The organism is Streptomyces sp. NPDC023527 (assembly GCF_055560115.1).
This window is the reverse complement of sequence record NZ_JBVHJJ010000018.1, coordinates 1,468-22,932: the sequence shown is the minus strand read 5'-3', so window position 1 is coordinate 22,932 and position 21,465 is coordinate 1,468. Positions and strand designations below refer to the sequence as shown.

17 protein-coding genes are annotated in these 21,465 nt (G+C 75.7%); 8 read left to right on the top strand and 9 right to left on the bottom strand.

The genetic code is table 11. From position 1 onward, the window contains the following. Positions 1–700: 700 nt before the first annotated feature. The 3 genes from ACZ303_RS29330 to ACZ303_RS29320 all read right to left on the bottom strand — a co-directional run bounded on the left by ACZ303_RS29330 (position 701) and on the right by ACZ303_RS29320 (position 4,519). Complete coding sequence (locus ACZ303_RS29330) at positions 701–1,759, bottom strand: glycosyltransferase family 2 protein (protein ID WP_467343502.1); 1,059 nt, start codon at positions 1,757–1,759, stop codon at positions 701–703. Further along, positions 1,756–3,459 (bottom strand): carbamoyltransferase family protein, encoded by a 1,704-nt coding sequence (locus ACZ303_RS29325; RefSeq protein WP_467343501.1) that lies wholly within the window; start codon positions 3,457–3,459, stop codon positions 1,756–1,758. Before ACZ303_RS29325 ends, ACZ303_RS29330 begins: the two co-directional genes overlap by 4 nt. Before the next feature lie 97 nt (positions 3,460–3,556). Beyond that, a complete protein-coding gene (locus ACZ303_RS29320; RefSeq protein WP_467343500.1) occupies positions 3,557–4,519 on the bottom strand; it encodes an NAD-dependent epimerase/dehydratase family protein in 963 nt (320 codons plus the stop codon). A 366-nt stretch (positions 4,520–4,885) separates the two neighbouring features. On the opposite strand from ACZ303_RS29320, the gene ACZ303_RS29315 reads away from it, so the two are divergent. Together ACZ303_RS29315 and ACZ303_RS29310 are read left to right on the top strand one after the other, a co-directional pair. After that, positions 4,886–5,353 carry an ATP-binding protein gene (locus ACZ303_RS29315; RefSeq protein ID WP_467343499.1) on the top strand — a complete coding sequence of 156 codons (468 nt, stop codon included), beginning with the start codon at positions 4,886–4,888 and terminating at the stop codon, positions 5,351–5,353. A 226-nt stretch (positions 5,354–5,579) separates the two neighbouring features. Continuing rightward, positions 5,580–6,044 carry a DUF5709 domain-containing protein gene (locus ACZ303_RS29310; RefSeq protein ID WP_467343498.1) on the top strand — a complete coding sequence of 155 codons (465 nt, stop codon included), beginning with the start codon at positions 5,580–5,582 and terminating at the stop codon, positions 6,042–6,044. Positions 6,045–6,396: 352 nt separating this feature from the next. Here the strand turns inward: ACZ303_RS29310 and ACZ303_RS29305 are convergent, their stop codons facing one another. Continuing rightward, complete coding sequence (locus ACZ303_RS29305; protein WP_467343497.1) at positions 6,397–7,197, bottom strand: SDR family oxidoreductase; 801 nt, start codon at positions 7,195–7,197, stop codon at positions 6,397–6,399. Positions 7,198–7,712: 515 nt separating this feature from the next. On the opposite strand from ACZ303_RS29305, the gene ACZ303_RS29300 reads away from it, so the two are divergent. Both ACZ303_RS29300 and ACZ303_RS29295 read left to right on the top strand, forming a co-directional pair. Next, on the top strand, positions 7,713–8,990 hold the full coding sequence (locus tag ACZ303_RS29300) for an MFS transporter (RefSeq protein WP_467343496.1): 1,278 nt from the start codon (positions 7,713–7,715) through the stop codon (positions 8,988–8,990). 365 nt (positions 8,991–9,355) lie between these two features. Next, positions 9,356–9,562 carry a hypothetical protein gene (locus tag ACZ303_RS29295; RefSeq protein ID WP_467343495.1) on the top strand — a complete coding sequence of 69 codons (207 nt, stop codon included), beginning with the start codon at positions 9,356–9,358 and terminating at the stop codon, positions 9,560–9,562. Between the two features lie 440 nt (positions 9,563–10,002). Here ACZ303_RS29295 and ACZ303_RS29290 read toward each other — a convergent pair whose 3' ends face one another. Further along, on the bottom strand, positions 10,003–11,490 hold the full coding sequence (locus ACZ303_RS29290) for an amino acid permease (protein WP_467343494.1): 1,488 nt from the start codon (positions 11,488–11,490) through the stop codon (positions 10,003–10,005). A gap of 1,220 nt (positions 11,491–12,710) precedes the next feature. Between ACZ303_RS29290 and ACZ303_RS29285 the strand changes: the two genes are divergently transcribed. Further along, complete coding sequence (locus tag ACZ303_RS29285) at positions 12,711–13,952, top strand: cytochrome P450 family protein (protein ID WP_467343493.1); 1,242 nt, start codon at positions 12,711–12,713, stop codon at positions 13,950–13,952. 479 nt (positions 13,953–14,431) lie between these two features. Here the strand turns inward: ACZ303_RS29285 and ACZ303_RS29280 are convergent, their stop codons facing one another. From ACZ303_RS29280 to ACZ303_RS29270, 3 genes are all read right to left on the bottom strand, one after another. Next, positions 14,432–14,656 carry a hypothetical protein gene (locus ACZ303_RS29280; RefSeq protein WP_467343492.1) on the bottom strand — a complete coding sequence of 75 codons (225 nt, stop codon included), beginning with the start codon at positions 14,654–14,656 and terminating at the stop codon, positions 14,432–14,434. An 83-nt stretch (positions 14,657–14,739) separates the two neighbouring features. Further along, positions 14,740–15,351, bottom strand: coding sequence for a superoxide dismutase family protein (locus tag ACZ303_RS29275; RefSeq protein ID WP_467343491.1), 612 nt, complete (start codon positions 15,349–15,351; stop codon positions 14,740–14,742). Positions 15,352–16,472: 1,121 nt separating this feature from the next. After that, complete coding sequence (locus ACZ303_RS29270) at positions 16,473–17,144, bottom strand: AIM24 family protein (RefSeq protein ID WP_467343490.1); 672 nt, start codon at positions 17,142–17,144, stop codon at positions 16,473–16,475. Positions 17,145–17,371: 227 nt separating this feature from the next. Here ACZ303_RS29270 and ACZ303_RS29265 point away from each other — a divergent pair, with 227 nt between their 5' ends. After that, complete coding sequence (locus tag ACZ303_RS29265; protein WP_467343489.1) at positions 17,372–18,226, top strand: pentapeptide repeat-containing protein; 855 nt, start codon at positions 17,372–17,374, stop codon at positions 18,224–18,226. 747 nt (positions 18,227–18,973) lie between these two features. On the opposite strand, the gene ACZ303_RS29260 is transcribed toward ACZ303_RS29265, so the two are convergent. Beyond that, entirely contained in the window at positions 18,974–19,225 is a 252-nt protein-coding gene (locus tag ACZ303_RS29260; RefSeq protein ID WP_467343488.1) for an SCO4226 family nickel-binding protein, read from the bottom strand. A gap of 1,201 nt (positions 19,226–20,426) precedes the next feature. Between ACZ303_RS29260 and ACZ303_RS29255 the strand changes: the two genes are divergently transcribed. Next, a complete protein-coding gene (locus tag ACZ303_RS29255) occupies positions 20,427–20,807 on the top strand; it encodes a hypothetical protein (RefSeq protein ID WP_467343487.1) in 381 nt (126 codons plus the stop codon). Between the two features lie 98 nt (positions 20,808–20,905). After that, complete coding sequence (locus ACZ303_RS29250) at positions 20,906–21,241, top strand: hypothetical protein (RefSeq protein ID WP_467343486.1); 336 nt, start codon at positions 20,906–20,908, stop codon at positions 21,239–21,241. Positions 21,242–21,465: the final 224 nt, after the last annotated feature.

Below are 21,465 nucleotides of genomic sequence, written 5' to 3'. Positions count from 1 at the left end.
TACTAAAACCACGCAAATTGCTTACAGGGTGCGATGCGCCGCGGGCGGCAGTGCGGGCGGCTGCCGCCGGGGCAGGGCGGGGCGGGGCTCGGCCGGACCGGGGTGCCGGCGGGCCGGTGCCCGGGCGGGGCTCAGGAGCGGGGCTCGGCCGGGCCGGGCCAGGGGGCCACCGGGCCGGTGCTCGGCGGGCCTGGGCGGCGGCGGCCCGGGGTGTCCCTGGCTGGCGCTCAGCGGGGCCGGTGCTCGGCCGGCCTGGGGTACCGCCAGGCCAAGGCGCTTGGCGGGCCGGGGCGGCGGACCTGGGTACCTGCGGGCCGGAGTGCGGCGGGGCCGGAGTGCGGCCCCGGTGCCCGGCCGGGCCGGGTGCCACCGGGCCGGGGTGCTCGGCGGGCCAAGGCGGCCTGGGATGCCGTGGACTGGCGCTCGGCGGACCGGCGCCCGGCCCCGGTGCTCGGGCGGGGCTCGGCCGGGCCGGGTGCCACCGGGCCGGGGCTCGGCGAGCCGGGGCGGCGGGCCGGGGGTGCGGCCCCGGCCGCTCGGGCGGGGCTCGGCCGGGGCGCGGCGGGTCCGGGCGCCGGCGGGCTGGTGCCCGGCCACCGGGGCTCGGGCCGGTGCTCAAGAGCGGTGCCCGGCCGACCAGTGCTCAAGAGCGCCGCCCGGCCGGGCCGGGGCTCGGGAGCGGCGCCCGGAAGCGGGGCTGTCAGGAGGTGGCCGGCTGTTGCCCCCGGGGTGCGGGTGCGGGGGTGGGTGGGGGTGTGGGGTGGGGGGCGGCGCGGTGGTGGCGGAGCTGGGCGCGTAGCCAGTGGGCGGTGGCGGTGGGTGGGATGAGGGCGCTGGTGGCGGCCATGGTGGCCATCTCGTGTCCGGTGCGGGGGCCGGGGGCGATGCGGGTCCAGGCGAATTCGGCCGTGCCCGCCAGCCAGAGTGCGGCGCAGGTGGCGGCCGCGGTGGGCCGGCGCAGCGCGGTGGCGGTGAGGGCGGCGGCCGCGGCGGCGGTGAGGGCCAGGTGGCGGGGCAGGCGGCCGCGGGGGGCGCCGGCCCGCTGCCACCAGGTGGGTCCGTGCAGGCGGTTCATCAGGACGTCGTCGGCGTTGCCGGCCTGGGTGCGCAGGGAGATCCAGCGGTCGGCGGGGCGTACGGGGTGGGTGGTGGTGCGGGTGCCGCGGGTGATGGTCCAGCCGGCGTCGATGACGCGCAGGGCCAGGTCGGCGTCTTCGCGGAAGGCGCGGGGGAAGCGTTCGTCGAAGCCGCCGACCGCTTCGAGGGCGGTGCGCCGGTAGGCGATGTCGGCGGTGATCCAGCGGGCGGTGGCCAGGCCTGCGGTGGTGCGTTCCCAGTCGGTGGGGCGGCGGCCGTGGGGTGGGGGGACGGTGATGCGGCCCTGGACGGCGGCGGTGGTCTCCGTGGCGGCGGCGAGGTCGGCGGCGAGGTCGGCGGCCCAGGTGGGGCCGGGCAGGACGTCGTCGTCGAGGAAGGCGATCCACCTCTGGTCGGTGGCGTGCCAGCCGGTGTTGCGGGCGGCGGCGGGGCCGGCGGCGCAGCCGGGGACGACCTGGGTCAGGGGGCGCAGGGGGTCGGGGATGGTGACGGGCAGGGGGGTGCAGTCGGCCAGGGGCCGGTCGTCGACGAGGACGAGGTGGCCGGGCGGGGGGCCCTGGGCGGTGGCCAGGGCGTTCAGGCAGGCGTTCAGGCTGGGGCGGCCCAGGGTGGGGATGACGACGGCGTAGGGGGTGGGGGTCACCGGAGGGGTGGGGGTCACCGGACGCCTCCCCCCTCCGGCGGGCCGGTGGTGGTGGCGGTGGTGGCCGAGTCGTCGTGGGCGGCGAAGAACTGGCCGCGGCGGACCGTGAAGGGGCCCATGGCCAGGAGGTCGACGGGGGCGGAGCCGAAGCATTCCAGGGCGTCGCGCGGGTCGTCGACCATGGGGCGGCCGGCGGTGTTGAGGCTGGTGTTGACGACCACGGGCAGGCCGGTGAAGCGTTCGAAGGCGGTGAGCATGCGGGCGACGAGGGGTTCGGCGGCGGCGTCGACGGTCTGGATGCGGGCGGTGCCGTCCACGTGGACCACGGCCGGGATGCGCTCGCGCCAGGCGGGGGCGACGTCGTGGACGAAGAGCATGTAGGGGCTGGGCAGGACGCCGTCGAAGATCTCCCCGGCGCGGTCGGCCAGGACCATGGGGGCCACGGGGCGGAACTGTTCGCGGCCCTTGACGTCGTTGAGGCGTTCGAGGTTGCCCAGGTGGCCGGGGTGGGCGAGCAGGGAGCGGTGGCCCAGGGCGCGGGGGCCGAATTCGGCGCGGCCCTGGAACCAGGCCACGATCGCGTCGTCGGCCAGGGCCCGGGCCACTGTTTCGGCGATGTCGGGGGGCCGTTCGTAGGGCACCTGGGCCGATTTGAGCCAGGCTTCCAGTTCGGCGTCCGACCAGCCGCGGCCCAGGTCGGCACCGGGTGGTGGGAGGGGGAGGTGGCCGGCGTCGGCCGAGAGCAGCAGGGCGCCGCCCAGGGCGGTGCCGGCGTCGCCGGCGGCGGGCTGGACCCACAGGTGGTCGAAGGGGCCCTCGCGGGCGAGGCGGGAGTTGGCCACGCAGTTCAGGGCGACGCCGCCGGCCAGGGTCAGCAGGCGGTCGCCGGTGCGGCCGTGCAGCCAGCGGGCCAGGTCCAGCAGGGTTTCCTCCAGGCAGGCCTGGGTGGAGGCGGCGAGGTCGGCGTGGACCTGGGTCCAGGCCTCCCCGGGTCTGCGGGCGGTGCACAGCTGGTCCCAGGGCACGCCGGTGGCGTGGAAGCCGCCGTCGCCGGTGGGGTGCACATGGCGGCGCAGTTCGCCCAGCATGCGGGGGCGGCCGTAGGAGGCGAGCGCCATCACTTTGTATTCGTCGCTGGAGCGCAGGAAGCCCAGGTGTGCGGTGAGTTCTTCGTAGACCAGGCCCAGGGAGTGCGGCAGTTGCTGGCCGTGGAGTGGTTCGAGGTGGCCGCCTGTGCGGCGGGCGGCGAGGTGGGAGGTGGCCTCGCCGCGGCCGTCGAGGACCAGGACGGAGCAGTTCTGGGCGTGGGGGGCGGCGTAGGCGCTGGAGGCGGCGTGGGCCAGGTGGTGGGGGACGAAGCGGACGAGGGAGGCGTCCAGGCCGGGCAGGGCCTCGCGCAGGAAGGCGGGGGCCTGCTCGGCGTAGGTCAGGCGCAGGTGGTCCCAGGGGTCGTCAAGGCCCATGGTGTCGGCGGGGCGGGCGAGGCGGGGGTCGAAGGAGTAGGCGACGGCGTCGAGGTCCGCCGGGCGCAGGCCGGCCTGGCTCAGGCACCAGGCGGCGGCCTGGCCGGGGAGTTCCCAGGCGGAGAAGGGCAGGGGCCGTTTGCCGTGTTTGCGGCGGGAGAAGCGTTCCTCTTCGGCGGCGGCGACCGTGCGCCCGTCGATGACCAGGGCGGCGGCGGGGTCGTGGAAGAGGGCGTTGATTCCGAGGATGCGCATGGTCTTCAGGGGTGCCTTTCCTGGCCGGCCGTCAAAAGGGGGGATGGCGCCGAACGGCGCTCGGGCGGAAGAAGGATGAGGTCGCGGGAGGGGGGCCTCAGGTGGTGGGGTGGGTGCGGAACCAGTGGATGGCGCGGGCGAGTCCCTCGCGGGCGGGGATGCGCGGCTCCCACTGGAGCTTGCCGCGGGCCAGGGTGATGTCGGGGCAGCGCACGGCCGGATCGTCGGTGGGGCGGTCGATGAAGCGGATGGTGGAGGAGGAACGGGCCAGTTCGATGATGGTGCGGGCCAGTTCGAGCATGGTGATCTCGGTGGGGTTGCCGAGGTTGACCGGGCCGCGCAGGTCGGAGGCGGCCATGGCCAGGATGCCGGCCACGGTGTCGTCGACGTAGGCCAGCGAGCGGGTCTGGCGGCCGTCGCCGGTGACCGTCAGCGCCTGGCCCGCCAGCGCCTGGCGGATGAAGGTGGGCACCGCCCGGCCGTCGTGGCCGCGCATGCGCGGCCCGTAGGTGTTGAACAGCCGCACGATGGCGGTGTTGGTGCCGTGTCCGGCCGCCTCGGCGGTGGTCAGCGCCTCGGCGAAGCGTTTGGCCTCGTCGTAGACGCTGCGCGGGCCCACCGGGTTGACGTTGCCCCAGTAGTCCTCGCTCTGCGGGTGGCGCTGGGGGTCGCCGTAGACCTCGGAGGTGGAGGCGAGCAGGAAGCGGGCCTCGTGGCGGCGGGCGAGGGCCAGGACGTTGCGGGTGCCCAGGCTGCCGGTCTCCAGGGTGTGCAGGGGCAGCCGCAGGTAGTCGGCCGGGGAGGCGGGTGAGGCGAAGTGCAGGACGAGGTCGGCGCGGCGGGCGAGGGTGAGGGGCTCGGTGACGTCGGCCTCCAGCAGGGTGAAGCCGGGCCGGCCCTGGAGGTGGGCGACGTTGCGGGCCGAACCGGTGCACAGGTCGTCCACGCACGTGACGGCGGTTCCCTGTTCGACGAGCGCGGTGCACAGGTGGGAGCCGACGAAGCCGGCCCCGCCGGTGACCAGGGCGTGCTCCCAGCGGGGAGCGGGTGCGGTGGCCATGAGGGGGCTCCTTCCTGCGGGTTCGGTGCGGGCACGGCCGCGCCCCGGGGGCCGGTGGGCGCCGTCGGCGCGTGGCCGGGGGCAGAACCTCCCAGTACCCCTGCAAACCCGCATCATTCGGACTTCCTTTCGCGGTGGCCCCGCCCGGGCCGCCCGGTCGCCGTGTTCCGCCCGCCCCCGCGGCCGGGCGGGGCGGGCGGAAAGGGGGGTGCGGCGTTGCGGGATCACGGCGGGCGGGCGACCCTGGGGTATCCAGCGAGTGCGCTGACGTGAGGGTTGGTGTGCACGGGACGCGTCACTGGCGGTCGACGCGAGGAGCGATCCGCGCAGGCGGTCTCCTCCCGGCGAGGAGGGAGTGTCGCGGCCATGAACGCCCAAGCCGGCCACCGCTACGTCCTGCACACCGAGGCCCGCCCGGCGCGGATGCCCCAGGTACGGCGCATCGTCGCCGCGCACCTGCGCTACTGGCAACTGGAGCCGCTGCTGCGCCCGGTGGGGCTGGGGGTGGCCGAACTGCTCACCAACGTCCACCTCCACGCCGGCGCCGACAAGGCGTGCACCCTGGAACTGGCCTGGTCCGGCCGCCAGTTGACGGTCTCCCTGGCCGACCACGACCCCCGCCTGCCGCCCCTGTGCGGGGCGGTGCCGTGCGCGGCGCCGGGGCGGGGCCTGGCGATGATCGCGGCGCTCAGCGACAGCTGGGGCACCCGGCCCGCCCCCGGGGGGAAGGTCGTCTGGTTCACCGTCCGCGCCCACGACCCGGCCGGCCCCCTGCCCCGCCCGCTCACCCCCCGGCCGGGCGCCGCCGGCCTGACCCTGGTCACCGCGACATAGCACCGCGCCGCACCGCACATCGCGTGCCGGGTGTCGCGTGCGGTACGGGCACGGGGGTACGCGGCGAGGAGGCGCCCCCTCCCCGGGCGCGCCCGGAGGCTTGGGCTGTTTCGTCCGGAATGCCTGCGGGAAGTCGTACGGAAGAGCGAGACCGCCAGGTGACCGCTCGGCCGGCCCGCGGCCGGCGCCGGAGGAGGGGGCCGGAAGGCGAGGAAGGGAGCGCCCCATGTCCGATGAGGCGATGGGCGACGAGGTCTACCAGCCGGTCGGCCCCGACCCCCAGGACAACTCCGACAGCCTCGACCTGGAGAACGCCCTGGAAGGCGACGGGCTCGACGAAATCCTCGACGCGGGCTACTCCCCGCCGGAAAAGCCCCTGGCGGTGGAGCACCACGGCACCACGGCCCGCGAGCAGCACGAGGGCGAGAGCCTGGAGCAGCGCCTGGCCGAGGAGGAGCCGGACATCGCCCCGCCCGAGGGCGACGGCATCGGCGACCAGGTGGACGCCGACGGCGAACCGGTGGACGAGGAAGTGGGCGACGCACGGGCCGGCCGGGTGGTGGGGATGGACGACGGCTTCCCCCGCCGCGCCAACGACGTCGTCGCCCGCGACATCGGCATCGACGGCGGCGCCGCCTCCGCCGAGGAGGCGGCTATGCACGTGATGAGCGGCGAGGAGAGCACGGACTGATACCGGGCGGAGACGGGCCCGGGGGCGCGGGGGGCGGGGGGCGGCGCGGGGGTGGCGGCGGCTCAGGGGGGGCAGTGACGCGGGGGTGCGGGGGTGGTGCGGGCGTCCGGGACCGGGGGGCGGCCCGGCCTGTGCTTCGGGGCCCCGTGCTTCGGGGGCCGTGCTCGGCGGCCGTGCTCCAGGGCTCGTACGCGGAGGCCCGTACCCAGAGGCTCGTACCCAGAGGCTCGTACCCCGTGCCCGGGGGTCCGTGCCCGGCGGTCCGTACGCGGAGACCCGTATGCGGAGGTCTGTACCCGGCAGGCCGTACGCGGGCCCGTGCCCGTGCCCGGGGTGGTTCCCCGCTGTGGGGTCAGGGGTGGCGCCAGGTGGTGTCGGGGAGGTGGGAGCCGGCCTGGGGGCCCATGCGGAGCATGCCGCCGTCCACCGTCCATGAGGCGCCGGTGACGTAGCCGGCGTCCGGTCCGCAGAGGAAGGCGATGACCGCGGCCGCTTCCCGGGCGTCGCCCGGGCGGCCCAGCGGGATGCCGGGCCGGTGTGCGGTGCGGACGTCGGTGTCCTCTTGGCCGGTCATCGCGGTGGCGATCTCGCCGGGGGCGACGGCGTTGACGCGGATGCCGTGTTCGGCCAGTTCCAGGGCCATGACCTGGGTGAGCAGGCCGAGGCCGCCCTTGGCCGCGCAGTAGGGCGCGGCGCCCACGCGCGGGGCGTGCTCGTGGACGCTGGTGACGTTGACGATCGCGCCGCCGGCGCCCTGGTCGCGCATGTGGCGGGCGGCGCGCTGGGAGCACAGCAGCGGGCCGATGAGGTCGACGTCGATGACCTGGCGGACGGTATCGAGGGTGAGGTCGAGGAAGGGGGTGGCGGCGGAGGTGCCGGCGTTGTTGACCAGGACGTCCAGGCGGCCGAGTTCGCGGGCGAGGGTGTCGATGGCGTCGGCGGCCGCGGGCAGGCGGGTGAGGTCCATCGGCGCGAGCGCGGCGCGCGCGCCCTGGGCGCGGACCTCGGCGGCGGTGGACTGGGCGCCCACGTGGTCGCGGTGCCAGGTGATGCCGATGTCGAAGCCGTCGGCGGCCAGGCGTACGGCGGTGGCGCGGCCGATGCCGGAGTCGGCGCCGGTGATGACCGCGACGCGTGGGGGGTGCGGGTGCATGGCTGTCCTCCTGGCCCGGGCGTGCGGGCGGCCGGTGAAGCGCTCCGGCCCCCATGGTGCGCCAGGCGGGGGCCCGGTGTGTGAGGAACCCCACCCACGGGGCCCGATCCCGTGCCCCGCAAGGGGCCCGGTCCCCCGCCCGGGGTACTCCGCCGGGACGGGGGCCGCGCGGGGGGTGCGCCGTCTGTGACGATGGGACGTCGCCCGGGGAACACCCCGCCCCTCCCCCCGAGTCCTTCTCGCACGGGGGGCCTGTGCCCGCGGGCGTACAGATTTTCCGCACGGGTACCGCGCGTGTCGCGCCGGTGCCCTTCGCGTGGCCCGCATCCGCTGTCCGAGCCTGATGGGCTCTTCACGAAGTCCTCCCCGCCGTGCCTTCTTGCGCCCCTGCCCCCGCCCCTGCCCCCGCGCCGGCCCCCCGCCGGCTCGCCCTGCCGCCGCTCCCCCGCCTGCCGCGCCGCGGCAGGGGCACCGGGGGTGACCATGCCCCCTGGCGTTCCCTGCGCCACCGCTCCATGCGCTGGTGGTCGGCCGCCAACCTGGTCTCCAACGCCGGCACCTGGATGCAGCTGACCGTGCAGAACCTGCTGGTGCTGCAGATCACCGGCTCGGCGGCCGCCACCGGCCTGTCGCTGTCCGTGCAGGCCGCCCCGGGCCTGCTCATGGGCCTGCTCGGCGGCGCCGCCGTGGACCGCTGGCCCCGCAAGACGACCGCCGCCGTCAGCCAGGCCGCACTGGGCCTGGTCGCCTTCGCCACCGCCGCCCTGGTGGCCTTCGGCCAGCTCGACGTCGGCATCCTGCTGGGCCTGGCCGCCGTCACCGGCCTGATCGCCACCATCGACGGGCCGGCCTGCGCGCTGCTGGGCAACGACCTGGTCCCCGCCCCGGACGTGCCCTCCGCCATCGCGGTCGGCTCGCTCGTCCACAGCGTCGGCCGGCTCGCGGGCACCGCGCTCGCGGCGGTGGCGGTGGCGTTCTTGGGCACCGCCTCCGCCTACGTGGCCAACGGCCTGTCCTTCCTCTTCGTCGCCGCCGTCATCCCCTTCCTGCGCCCCGCCGGCCCGGCCCCCCACACCCCCGCCCCCGTCCCGGTGCAGGTGCAGGTGGCGGCCGGAGGGAAGAGCCGGGGCGGGAGCGGTACGGCCCGTGAGGGCCTGGCGTTCTTCCTGCGCCGGCCGCGCCTGGTGGCCCTGGCCGGCATCACCGGCCTGAGCGCGGTCTTCGGCCGCAACTACGGGCTGACGCTCGCCGTCCTGGTCACCGGCCCGCTGCACGCCGGCGCCGGCGCCTTCGGCACGGTCTCCACCGTGCTGGCCGTCGGCGGCATGGCCGGCGCCGTCCTCGCCGCCCGGCTGCGCAGCCCCTCGGTGCGCCTGGTCGGCGCCCTGGCCGCCGCCGGCGGCCTGCTGCAGGCGGTGGCCGGCTTCTCCCCCTCGCTGAGCGTGCTGCTGCTGATGGTTGTGCCGATGGCGGTGGTGGAGTCCGTCTCCGACACCGCGGGCACCACCGTGCTGCAGACCGACCCCCCGCCCCACATGCGCGGCCGGGTCCTGGGGGTGTGGCGCAGCGCCAGCACCACCTGGGGGCTGGCCGGCCCGCCACTGCTGGGCCTGCTGATGGAGCTGGCCGGCGCGCGCGGCACCCTGGCCGCCGGCGGCCTGATCGTCGCCGGGGCCATCGGAGCGGGCGCGCTGTGGCACCGCCGCCGCACCGCCCCCGCGGCGCTCGTACCGGAACCGGCCACGGCCCGGCCCGCCCCGGCCGGACCGGCGCAGCTGGGCACCGCCGCCTGACCCCTTGCCGGGCACGCGGGCGGGGAGGGTTCCTTGACGCGCACCCTGGGTCCGCCGGGCCCCCCTTCCCCGGGGGTTCCCTCTGCCCGTACGCGGGCGGGGGCGGCGCCTGCGGCGGCGGTGCCTGCGGCGTGCGCAGCCGGGCCGGCGGGCGGTGCACCGCACCGCCGCCTGGCCCTCCTCGCCGTACGCGGACGGGCCCGTGGCGCCTGCGGCGGCGGTGCCCGGCGTGTGCGCGGCCGGGCGGGCGGGGGCGGCAAACGGGCTGGTTTGGGTGGGAAAAGGTCGGGCACCCGATGGCCTGGCCCTCCCCCGGCGGCCCGCCGGGTGTCACGAGGGGGCGCGCGGTGATCAGGAGGATGCGTATGGACCGGGGAAGCAGCAAGCACGGAGCCCAGCGGGACGACGAGCTGAAGAAGGAAGTACGGGACCTGACCCGCTCGGGGCGGCCGACCCGGACCCAGGAATGGCGCGATACTGAGCAGCCGGCAGCCGACGAGAGCGCTGCGGAGGGCACCGCGCCGGAGCAGCCGCCGGCCCCGGGACGCGCCCCGCGCCGCTCCGGCGGCTGAACACCCGCGCCTCCGGCCGCACGCCACGCGGGCGGCGACGGCGCGGCCCCGCCACGGCCGGCCCGGCGGGGGGCTCCCACTGTGGGCCCGGACCGCCCGTAGCCCGGACCGCCCGTAGCCCGGACCGCCCGGTCGGGCGCCCTGGCGGGCACCCTTGCGGGGCCCGCCGGGCGGCCCGGGGCGGCCCGGTGGCGGGCTCGGCGGGAACCAGCCCTCCCCCGGTGCGTGGCCGCGCCCCGCGCGCCGCGCCCGGCGGCCGCCGGCGTCGCGAGGGCCCGGCCATGACACGGCCGCCCAAAGGGGGGCGGGGTAGGAAGGGGTTGCGCCGAAGACGCCCGCCCGGAAAGCGGAGTACGAGGGGGTATGCCGAAGGCGCCCGCCCGGCCTGTGCCGGGTGGGCGCCTTCGTTCATCTGCCCGGAGCGGGGCTCCGGTGGGGGGTCAGGACTGGTCGGCCGGGGCCTGGCGCAGTTCGTTCTCCCGCTGGATGCGGGCGACCCGGCCGCGGACGAGGAACCAGCCGCCGACCAGCGCCGCCGCGATCAGCGGCAGGCACAGGACGGTGGTGCGGCTGGCGCCCTCGTCGGAGGCCATGATGCCCAGCACACCGGCGAGGAAGACCAGCGTGAGGATCTGGGTGTAGGGGGCCCAGGGCAGCCGGTAGCCGGGGCGGGTGACCCGGCCGTCCTTGGAGCGCTTCCAGAAGAGCAGGGAGCAGACCATGATCATGCCCCAGGTGCCGATGATGCCGATCGCGGCGAAGTTCAGCACGATCTCGAAGGCGTCCGCCGGGACGACGAAGTTCAGGCCGACGCCCAGCACGCAGAAGAACGCGGTGAGCAGGATGCCGCCGTAGGGGACCTGGCCCTTGTTCATCAGGCCGGTGAACTTCGGCGCGGAGCCCGACATGGCCATCGAGCGCAGGATGCGGCCGGTGGAGTACAGGCCCGAGTTCAGGCTGGAGAGCGCCGCGGTGAGGACGACGAGGTTCATCACGCCGGCGGCGTAGGGAACACCGATCTTGCCCAGGACGGTGACGAAGGGGGACTCGCCCGCGTGGTAGGCGGTGTACGGGAGCAGCACCGCGAGGAGGATGACCGAGCCCACGTAGAAGAGGCCGACACGCCACATGATCGAGTTGATCGCCTTCGGCATGATCTTCTCGGGGTTCTTCGTCTCGCCCGCGGCGACGCCGCACAGCTCGACGGAGGCGTAGGCGAAGACGACGCCCTGGATGACCATCAGCATCGGCATCACGCCGGTGGGGAAGATGCCGCCGTGGTCGAGGATGTTGGACAGACCCGGGGTGGTGTCGCCGACCTTGTGGCTGCTGGAGAGCAGGAAGATACCGACGACCATGAAGGTGCTGATCGCGACGACCTTGATGATCGCGAACCAGAACTCCATCTCGCCGAAGTACTTCACCGAGATCAGGTTCACGGTGAGCACGACCGCGAGGGCGATCAGGGCGAGGATCCACTGCGGGATGTCGCTGAACATGCCCCAGTAGTGGGTGTAGGTGGCCACGGCCGTGATGTCGGCGATGCCGGTGGTGGCCCAGTTCAGGAAGTACAGCCAGCCGGCCGCGTAGGCGCCCTTCTCGCCCATGAACTCACGGGCGTAGGAGACGAAGGCGCCGGAGGAGGGGCGGTAGAGCACGAGCTCGCCGAGCGCCCGGACCACGAAGAAGGCGAAGAGGCCGCAGACCGCGTAGGCGATGAACAGGGAGGGGCCGGCGTTGGCGAGGCGGCCGCCGGCGCCGAGGAAGAGGCCGGTGCCGATCGCTCCGCCGATCGCGATCATGTTGACGTGGCGGGACTTGAGGTCCTTGCTGTAGCCCGCGTCGCCGGCGTCGACATGCGTGGATGCCGTGGCCGGGGTGGTGACGTCGGGCTGGGTGTCGGCCGCAGTGAGGGTGCGGTCACTCATGTGGGTCTTCGCCTTCTTTGGAGGGGGCAGGACCGGGCCGGGTGATGCCAGGGGGGGTGGCCCGGTGCTCGGGATCCGGCTGGCGATGCCGTATCTCCCGGGGTCTTTCACCAGGGGTGGCCGCTGGTGGGCCGTGGGACACCTGGCTCCCGCCGCCGTGGCGGGTGGGGGCCGGGGTGTCCCGTACGCCCGGGGGTGCCGGGCGGGTTCGGTGGGGCGGACACGGGAAGGGCCGTAGCGCCACCCGCCGGTGGGGGTGGGCCGGTCCGGCTTCCTTGGCCGTCCGTCTCGCTCCTCGCGGGGAGGCGAGGGGCGTGGGGGTGCCCGCTGCGGGGCGGGCGCCGCACGCGGGACGGGTGTCCTGGCGCGGCCGGGGTCTGCGAAAGGGGAATCGCAGGGGGTCTGGCAAGGGGGGGCTTGGTGTGAGCCGGGCCCGGGGGCGGGCCGCTCAGCGGGGCGATAAGCGCCCCCGCCGGCCCGGGCGGGCGGCGTCTGCCGGGCGGCGGGCCGGCACGCCGTGCGGGAGCGGTGCCCCGGGGCGTGGCCGGGCGCCGCCGGCGTGCGGTGCGCGCGCCGCGGCGGCGCACCGGCTGTCTGACAAGTCCATGCGGTGAATGGTGTGAGGCGTGTGATGGCGTCGTCAAGAGTTCACAGAGATTTGATTTTCCCCCGCACTCGCGCTACGTCTGCGCTGGTCAGGAGCGTTGAGGCGGGGATTTGCCGCGCGGGGGAGGGATTCGCCGACCCTCGCGGGCCCCCGGGCTCAGGAGTGTCGGGGAGCCATGGTCGTGACAGATGTGGCGAAGGACACATGGAAGTGATCTTGCGATGCCGGGGGTAACACCGCCCCTCCCCCGCCCTCTTTTTTCACACCGGGCGGGGGGCTTCCGCAACGGCGGGGGGCGGCTGGTCCGCGGCCGGGGCGGAGGCGGGGGGCGGCGGGGTCCGGCGGCGGGCAGGGTGCGCGGGGCCCGGTGGCGGACACGGGCGGCGGGCGGGGTGCGCGGGGCGGCGGCCGGGGTGCGGGGCGCGGGGGCGGCGGCCGGGGGTGCGGGCGGTGCCCGGATGCGGGTCCGGCGGCGCGGGGGCGGCGAGATGCCGGGGGTGGGGCCGGGAGTGGGGCCGGGAGTGGGGTTTGTAGGGACCGCACAGCGGCGGTGGCGGTGGTGCTGGTGCGGGGCCCCGGCATGGAAGGGCGGGGCGGCTGTGAGGATGAGCGGGTGCCCGAACTCCTTGATCCCGCGGACCCCGACTTCGCGCGCGACCCCTACCCCTACTACGCGCGACTGCGCGCCACCGCTCCCGCGACGCGGGTGGCGCTGGCCAACGGCACCCACGCCTGGCTGGTCACCGGATACCGCCAGGCCCGCCAGGTGCTGGCCGACCCGCGGTTCTCCAACGTGCCCGCGCCCGCCGCGGGCCGCCCCCGGCCCGCCTCCCCGGCCGAGCGCGCCCGCCAGTGCCTGGCCCGGCACATGCTCAACTCCGACGCCCCCGACCACACCCGGCTGCGGCGCCTGGCCACGGCGGCGTTCACCCCGCGCGCCGTGGACGCGCTGCGGCCGCGGATCGAGGAGCTGACCGGACACCTGGCGGAGCAGGTGGCCGGGCGCCTCGAGCGGGAGGGCAGCGTGGACCTGGTGGACGCCTTCGCCTTCCCGCTGCCCGTCCTGGTCATCGGCGAGGTACTGGGCGTGCCGGAGGCCGACCGGGCGGACCTGCGGGAGTGGACCTACCGGGTGGGCTCACCGGCCGGCGCCCAGGGGGTGGAGGCGGTGCAGGAGGCATGGACGGCGCTGCACGGCTACTTCACCGCGCTGATCGCCGCCAAGCGGCGCGCGCCCGGCGCGGACCTCTTCAGCACCCTGGTCCGCGAGAGCGGCGAAGGGGGCCTGGACGACGGGGAACTGCTCGCCATGGCCTTCCTGCTGCTGTTCGCCGGCTACGAGACGACCATGAACCTGCTCGCCTCCGCCTGCCTGCTGCTGCTGACCCACCCCCGCGAGCTCGCCGCCGCCCACCGGGGCGGGGCGCGGCGGTGGGAGGCGGTGACGGAGGAGGTGCTGCGCCACGCCAGCCCGCTGGAGGGCACCACCTGGCGGCGCACGAGCGAGGCGGTGGACCTGGGCGGGGGCACGGTCATACCGGCCGGCTCCTCGGTCCTGGTGGTCCTGGCGGCCGCCGGCCGCGACCCGGCGCTCTTCACCGACCCCGACACCTTCCTCCCCGGCCGCCACCTGCCCGCCCCCGGCACCCAACGGCCCCCCGCCCACCTGGCGTTCGGCCACGGCCCGCACTTCTGCCTCGGCTCACGCCTGGCCCGCCTGGAAGCGGCGATCGCCCTGCCCCGCCTGTTCACAACCCTGCCCCCACTGCGCCTGGCAACAGCACACAACACCCTCCCCTACCGTCCCGGCCTGCTCGTACGCGGCCCGCGCCACCTTCCCGTACGGGCCGGCTGAAACCGCCCCATGCCGGCGGCAGCCGGCGCGGGTGGCGGGTGGCGAGTGGCGGGTGGCGGGGCGGGGCCGGCGGCAGGTGACGGATGGCGGGTCGGGGGCCCCGGCGGGAGAGGGCACCGTCCTGACCGGGCCATCCCTCGCCGGGCCTGCTGAGCCTGCCCGCAGCGGCGGCAGCCGGCGGCGGGGCAGGGGCCCGGCGGGAGGGGCCAATCCTGGCCGGACCATCCCCTGCCGGGGCCGGCTGAGCCCGCCCGCAGCGGCGGCAGCCGGCGGCGGATGCCGGGCGGCGGGTCAGTCGCCCGGCTGGAGCGGCCAATCCTGGCCGGGGCATCTCCCACCCCGGAGCCGGCTGAGCCCGCCCGCAGCAGCGCGGCGGGTGGCACGTCAGGGCCCGGTGGGAGGGGCCGGTCCTGGCCCGGTCCGTCCGTCCCCCGCCGGGCCGCCCGAGGCCGCCCGCAGCGGCGGGTGCTGGTGGCGGGTCAGGGTCCGGGCGGGAGGGGGCCGTCCTGGTCGGGCCATCCCTCGCGGGGGTCGACGTCCTGGTCGGCCTTGCGCCGTACCTCCTGGGCGCGCCCGTCCACCTCCGCCCGGCGCGCCGGGCCCGCCTCCCGCGTCCGGGCGCCGGCCTGACGGGCGCCGGGTCCGGCGCTGTCGCGGCCGTGATGGCCGGTGAGCGCGTTCTTGATCCTGCCGCGGATCGACATCACTCGCCCCTTTCCTGTATCCCCCCGGTCGCCTGCCCCGCCCTCTTTCCGCCCCCTTTTTCCAGTGTTCTCCCGCCGGCCCGTCAGCCGAAGGGCACGGTGACGCAGGCCAGGCGCGCTCCGGCCATTCCCGCGTGGCCGGGCCCGGTAGCGGTGGCGTGTTCGTGGACCACCACGGAGCGGGCCTGGCCGGCGCGGACCTGCCAGGCCACGACCGTGTGGGAACGCCCCTCGCCGCGGGCGTCGGTGATCAGGTCCAGCCACGCCTCGTTACGGGGGTTGGCATAGGCGGGGTCGAGGGAGGGCTGCACCGGGTCCCTGACGTCCTGGTAGTGCCCACCGGAGCTGTCAGGGTCCCTCCCGCACGCCTTTTGGTGCACGTGGGCGCCGAACGCCCGCCCGGCCTGGACGCCGTGCAGCCGCAGCTCGAACCAGGTGCCGTGATCACCGCGGTGCGCGGTGACACGCACCCGCCCGCCGGCGGGCACCGCCTTGTCATACGTCAGCGCCGGCTGCGCCCCGCCCCCGGCCGGACGGAAGAGCGCGGCCACCATCACCGTCCCGTCCCGGGCGCCGTGCCAGGCACCCCCCGCCTGCGGGACGCCCACCGCCTGCGGGGCGCTCACTGCCCCGCCCGCTGCCAGGGACGCGGCGAGCAGCACGGTCACGGTCGGGTGCGGGATCGAAACCGGCACGGGGCGGCCCTCCTCGGTCGGGATACAGGCCGTACCAGCCCATGCTGCCCCGCCCGGCCCCGCCCGACGACCGGCACGCGGCCGATCGTGCCGGGCCGTGGGGGCGCACAGGCGCACAGGCACACGGGCAGGCGGACGTGAGCGGACGGGCAGGCAGGCAGACGGGCGGGCAGACGTGGGCGGGCGGACGCCGGGCGGACGTGGACGGCGGACACAGGCGGGCGGCCGCCGAGCGGGCGGACGGGCAGACGGGCAGACGCCGGGCGGACGGGCGGACGGGCAGACGCCGGGCGGGCGGACGCCGGGCGGGCGGACGGGCAGACGCCGGGCGGGCGGACGGGCGGCTCAAAGGAACAGGGGCGAGAAGACGTGGGCGGGGGCGGAGACCCGGGGGGGGCGGGCGGCTGGCGGCCGGAAGCCGGACTTTGCAGAGACCGGAAGCCGACTGCGGCGACCGGGGCGCGAGGCCGGGCGGCGGGGACCGGCCCCTGGGACCGGACCCCTGGAACCGGGCCGCGGGGGCCGGGGGCGGCTGGGCGGCCGGAAAGCCGCACAGGGGCCGCAAGCCGGACCGCGGCGACCGGGACGGGAGGCCGGGTGGCTGAGGGCCGGACCCCAAGGGCCGGGCCGCGGGGACCCGGGGCGGAAAGACCCGGGGACGGGGCGCGGGAGCCGGGCGGCGGGGTGGCCGGGGCGGGAAGCCGGGCGGCCGGGGCCGGGCCCCAGGGGCCGGGCCGACGGGGACCCAGAGGGCCAAGGCCGGGCCCAAGGCCGGGGCCAGGGCCGCTGGGCAGCCGGGCCGGCCCGCAAGGGGCCAGGGCGAAGAGGCCGGGCGCCGGGCAGCCGGGAGCCGGGCCGCGGGAACCCGGGCCGCAGCCCCCCGGGGGGAGGGGGGGCCAGGGCCGGGAGGCTGGGCAGCCGCGGGCCGGCCCGCAGGGGTCGGGTCGGGGCGAAGGGACCGGGCGCCGGCCCGGTCAGGGCGCCCGGTCGGGAGGCGAGCCGCGGGAACCCGGAGGGCCAAGCCCGGGGCCAGGGACGGAAGGCTGGACGGGCCGGCGGCCCGGAGCCGGCGGCCCGCAGGGCCGGGCGCCCCGGGAGCCGGGCGGCAGGCAGAGGGCGGCTCAGGCGGCCGGCTGCGGCTTGGCCTCGCTGGGCCGTACGATCACAAAACCCTGCCCCTCCAGCTTGAGCTGGACCGCCTCGCCGGAGCCGCCGCGCAGCATCGAGCCCACGCTCTGCGAACGGTGCAGGGAGGTGTGCAGGGAAGCGGACCAGCCCACGACGGCGTCGGTATCGGCGAAGACGGGCTCCTGCGGGGAGACGGGAATGACGATGGGGTTGCCCTCGCATATCACCGCGAGCTTGCCCTGGCCGGTGAAGACGCTGTTGAACAGGCCACCGCCGGTGATGCCCGCACCCTTGACGACCTTGATCTCGTAACTGAGGGACGGATCGAAGCACAAGACGTTACGGCCGTTGACGCTCAGCGCGTCACCGGCGGTGATCTCGACGACGAAACAGTTGGCGGCCTCATGCGCGAACCACACCTCGCCCCGGCCACGGACCGCCATCAGCGCCAGCCCCTCACCGGTCACCGCGCGCTTGAGGAACGTACCCACACCCTGGCCCAGTTTCTCGAACCGCAGATCACCGCGGTAGGCGACCATCGCCCCCTGGCGGGCGTAACACTCACCGTCGACGGCGTAGCGGATGGACTTGGCGTTGTGGACGCTCATGCCGGGCGCGGTGGCGGGCGTGGCCATGTTCTCGTGTGCGAAGAGGTCACTGTGCATGACACATGATCACCCAGGGCGCGGGCACGCGACAACACCGGGCCGGGGGCAGGACTTACAGGACTTACCGGCCCGGGCCCCCGGCACACAAGGGGGGCCCGGGGGCGCCTAAACTGGGGCGGACCGGCCGGCCGCCCGCGCACCGGCCGCGACCTTGGACCACAAAGCACGCCGGACCGGGCGTGCTTGACCACCCGCCCCCCCTTTTTCAGAGGAACCACTTCACCGTGACCGACATACACCCCGACGCCGGGCCGGACCCTGCCACCGCCCTGCGGGGGGACTGCGCCAGCTGCTTCGGGCTGTGCTGTGTGGCACTGCCCTTCGCGGCGTCGGCCGGCTTCGCGGTGAACAAGGACGCCGGCACCCCGTGCGGCAACCTGCGCAAGGACTTCAACTGCGGCATCCATACCCGCCTGCGCCCCGAAGGTTTCTCCGGCTGCACCGTCTATGACTGCTTCGGCGCCGGACAGAAGGTCTCCCAGGTCACCTTCGGCGGACGCAGCTGGCGCCAGGACCCCCACAGCGCACAGCAGATGTTCACGGTATTCCCGCTGGTGCGGCAGCTGCACGAGTTGCTGTGGTACCTGGACCAGGCACTGACACTGGAGCCGGCCCGCCCGCTGCGCGCCGAGCTGCGCCAGGCACACGACCAGACCCAGGCCCTGACCCTGCTCGAGGCCGGGGCACTGGAAAAAGTAGACGTGGCCGCACAGCGCGGCGAGGTCAACACACTGCTGCTGCGCACCAGCGAGCTGGTCCGCGCGCAGGTGAAGGGAAAGAAGAAAGACCGCCGGGGAGCGGACCTGATCGGGGCCGCACTGCGCGGAGCCGACCTGCGGGGCGCGAGCCTGCGCGGCGCCTACCTGATCGCAGCCGACCTGCAGGGGGCGGACCTGCGGCTGGCGGACCTGATCGGCGCGGACCTGCGCGACGCCAACCTGGCAGGCGCCGACCTGCGCGGCGCCATCTTCCTCACCCAGCCCCAGCTCAACGCCGCCCGCGGAGACCACCACACCCAACTCCCCCCGGCACTCACCCGCCCCACCCACTGGACCACGCAGAAACCACACAACACATAACCCCCCACACCAGCCCCCCCCAGACCGAAGGGACCAGGCCCAAGGGACCAGACCGGAAGCCCAGACCGAAGACCGGTCCACACGAGGCGCGGACCTGGACAGCCAGGCCGGGAGGGCGGTCCGCACCGGACGCGGAGGCCGGCCCACACCAGGCGCAAGGGGCCGGTGCACGCGCGGAGCGGGGGCCGGCCACACAGACCGGCCGGCCGGAGCCGCGCGAGGGCATGGGAGCCACGAGGCCAGGGGCGCACGGGACGGCCGCATGGAACGCCAGGGGCCAGGGCGCGAAGGGCACAGAGACCAGGGCGCGCAGCACGCGGGGACTACGAGGCCGCAGGGCCGCACGGGACGCAGAGGCCAGGGCGCGAAGGGTGCAGAGACCGGGGCACACAGCACGCGGAGGCCGGCCACACAGGAGGCGGGGACCGCACAGGGCGCGGGAGCCAGTGTGCGGGACCCCGCCCGGCGGGCATCCGCCATTTCCTTTCAGGGCGCTCAGCACGCGGGGGCCAAGAGGGCGCGAGGGCCGCACGGGGAGCGAGGATCGGGGCGCGCAGCACGCAGGGGCGGGGACTATGAGGGCCGCAGGGGCGCACGGGACGGCCGCACGGGACGCGAGGACCGTACGGGATGCAGGGACCGGGGCACACAGCACCGCCACGAGGACGCACGGGCCGCACGGGCCACACAGGGGCGCGGAAGCCAGCGTGGAGGTATCCGTGCCGGGCGGGCGTCCGCCGTTTCCTTTCAGGAGACGGACAACGGCACGGCATGCACCTCGCTCACCGGATGGCCGGCGCGGGCGTGAACCCGCATGACCGCCTCCGGTGAGGGCGCCTGGGACAAGCAGTAAACAGTGCCCGAGTCCGGATCCGCCCAGGCCCGCTCGAAACGCACACCCTCCTCACCCTCGATGGCCTGGTCCGCCCGGTGCGCCGCCGAAAGCTGCTCAGCGGTAATGCCTTCCATCCCGTGATGGACATCCATGAACGTGGCCATCGCCCTCCACCTCCGCCAACCACCAGCTGCTTCCCGGAGCCCCAGCCCACACCACCGACCGCAGACCCCCTTACACCGCTATCCTCCGCCCACCACCACCCCCACGCATCCCTGACCCACAAACCCACCCCCACAAACCCACCCAGCAACCCACACCCCGACAGCCCCCGCAGCCGGCAGCCCGGTCACCCGGCAGCCCCGTACCCGGCAGCCCGGAAGCCGACGGCTTCTACCTGACGGCCCGTACCTGGCAGGGCGTACCGGCATCCCGTACCCGAGAGCCCGGTACCCGGCAGCTCCGCAACCGGCGGCCCGGAAACCGACCGCCCGTACCCAACAACCCGGAAACCGACCGCCCGTACCGTGGCGGCTCCGTGCCCGACAGCCCCGTACCCGGGAGTCCGGTACCGGCAGCCCGGAAGTCGGCAGCTCCGGAAGCCGACCGCCCGATACCCAGCGACCCGGAAACCGACCGCCCGTACCAACAACCCGGTAACGACCGCCCGGAAGCCGACCGCCCGGTAACCGGCGGCCCGGAAGCCAGCAGCCCGTACCCAACAACCCGGTAACCGGCGGCCTGGAAGCCGACCGCCCGTACCGTGGCGGCTCCGTGCCCGACAGCCCGGTACCCGGGAGTCCGGTGCCCGGCAGCCCGGGAGTCGGCAGCTCCAGAAGCCGACCGCCCGATACCCGGCACCCCGGAAACCGACGGCCCGTACCCAACAACCCTGAAGCCGACGGCCCGGAAGCCAGCAAGCCCGTACCCGGCGGCCCGGTACCCGGCAGCCCGGAGTCGAAGTCCGGTACCCGGCACCCCCGAAGCCGACGGCTTCTACCTGATGGCCCGTACCTGGCAGGGGCGTGCCCGGCAGCCCGTACCCAACAGCCCGGTACCCGGCAGCTCCGGAAGCCGACCGCCCGGTACCCGGCGGCCCGGACGCCGGCAGCCCGTATCCCGGGCAGCCCCGGGCCAGAACCCGGGCGGGTCCGGGCGTGCCGGCACCGGTCCCGCGAGGGTGCGGGGCCCGGCAGGCGTCACGGGGGTGCCGGGTGCGCGGGGCGGCACCACAAGAGGCCCACAAGAACACCCACACAGGCCCACCGGGGGGCGGTGAGGCGGCGGCAGGGCGGCGGTAGGGAGGGGAAATTTCACCCGATCGCGGGAATGCACGCAAAGTAATTGCAATATTACGCTTGGTCCATGTCTGAGTGGGGTCATGGCCGTGCGCGGGGCGGTACGCCGACGCGGGCCCTCCCGCGCGCCGCGACCGCCATCCTGATCACCCTGCTGCTGCTCCTGGCAGGCGGAGAACCAGCAGCAGCCGTATACGGCGCCGAGGCGGAACGCACCTCCCCCGCCCTGGAATACACCTCCCCCGACGCATACGCCCCCGACACCGACCCCCTCACCACCCGCACCACCCGCGGAAACCGCCGCCCCCACACAACCGGCAGACCCGGCAGGCACCCCCGCCCCCTGCCCCCCACAGCCCACCCGACCGCCGCCCAGCGGCCCCTGGGCGGTCCCGGCACACCACCGGCCCCGGGCCTCCACACGCGCACCACCGTCCTGCGCTGCTGACAACACCCAGCCCCCCACCCCACCCCTGCCCATCCGACCGCAGGCCCCCGGGGGGCTACCGCACCCACGCAGCAGCCACGACAGCGAAGAGAGCCCTCATGCCGCTCGACCCCGCGCGCGCCCTGGACGCCTACCTCCGCGCCCAGACCTACCACCCCAACACACCACCACCACCACCCGGCACAGCCGACACCGCACACCCGAACACCACCACCACCAACCCCACCCACCCAGACACCAGCCCCACCACCACCACCGCCACCGACCCCACCCACACCCCGGCCCCGGCCCCGGCCCCGGCCCCAGCCACCACCCACCACCAACCCGGCCCCCTCACCCGACTCCTACGACTCCTACACCGCCACACCACCACCCCCACGAGCACAGCGCCCACCAGCACGACCACCCCCACCACCAACCCCGAAACCAGCTGAAAACCAACACACCCCCAAGGAGGAAAGGAAGGAAGAGGGAACAGCAACACCAGACACGGCAGCGATACAGCCACGACTACGACCACGGATGCGAGTGCGACTGCGACTACGGCTACGGCTACGGCTACAGCTACAGCTACAGCTACAGCTACGGCTACGGCTACGGCTACGGCTACAGCCAACGCCCCCCGGGGAGAGGGGACAGCGGCACCGGACGCGGACAA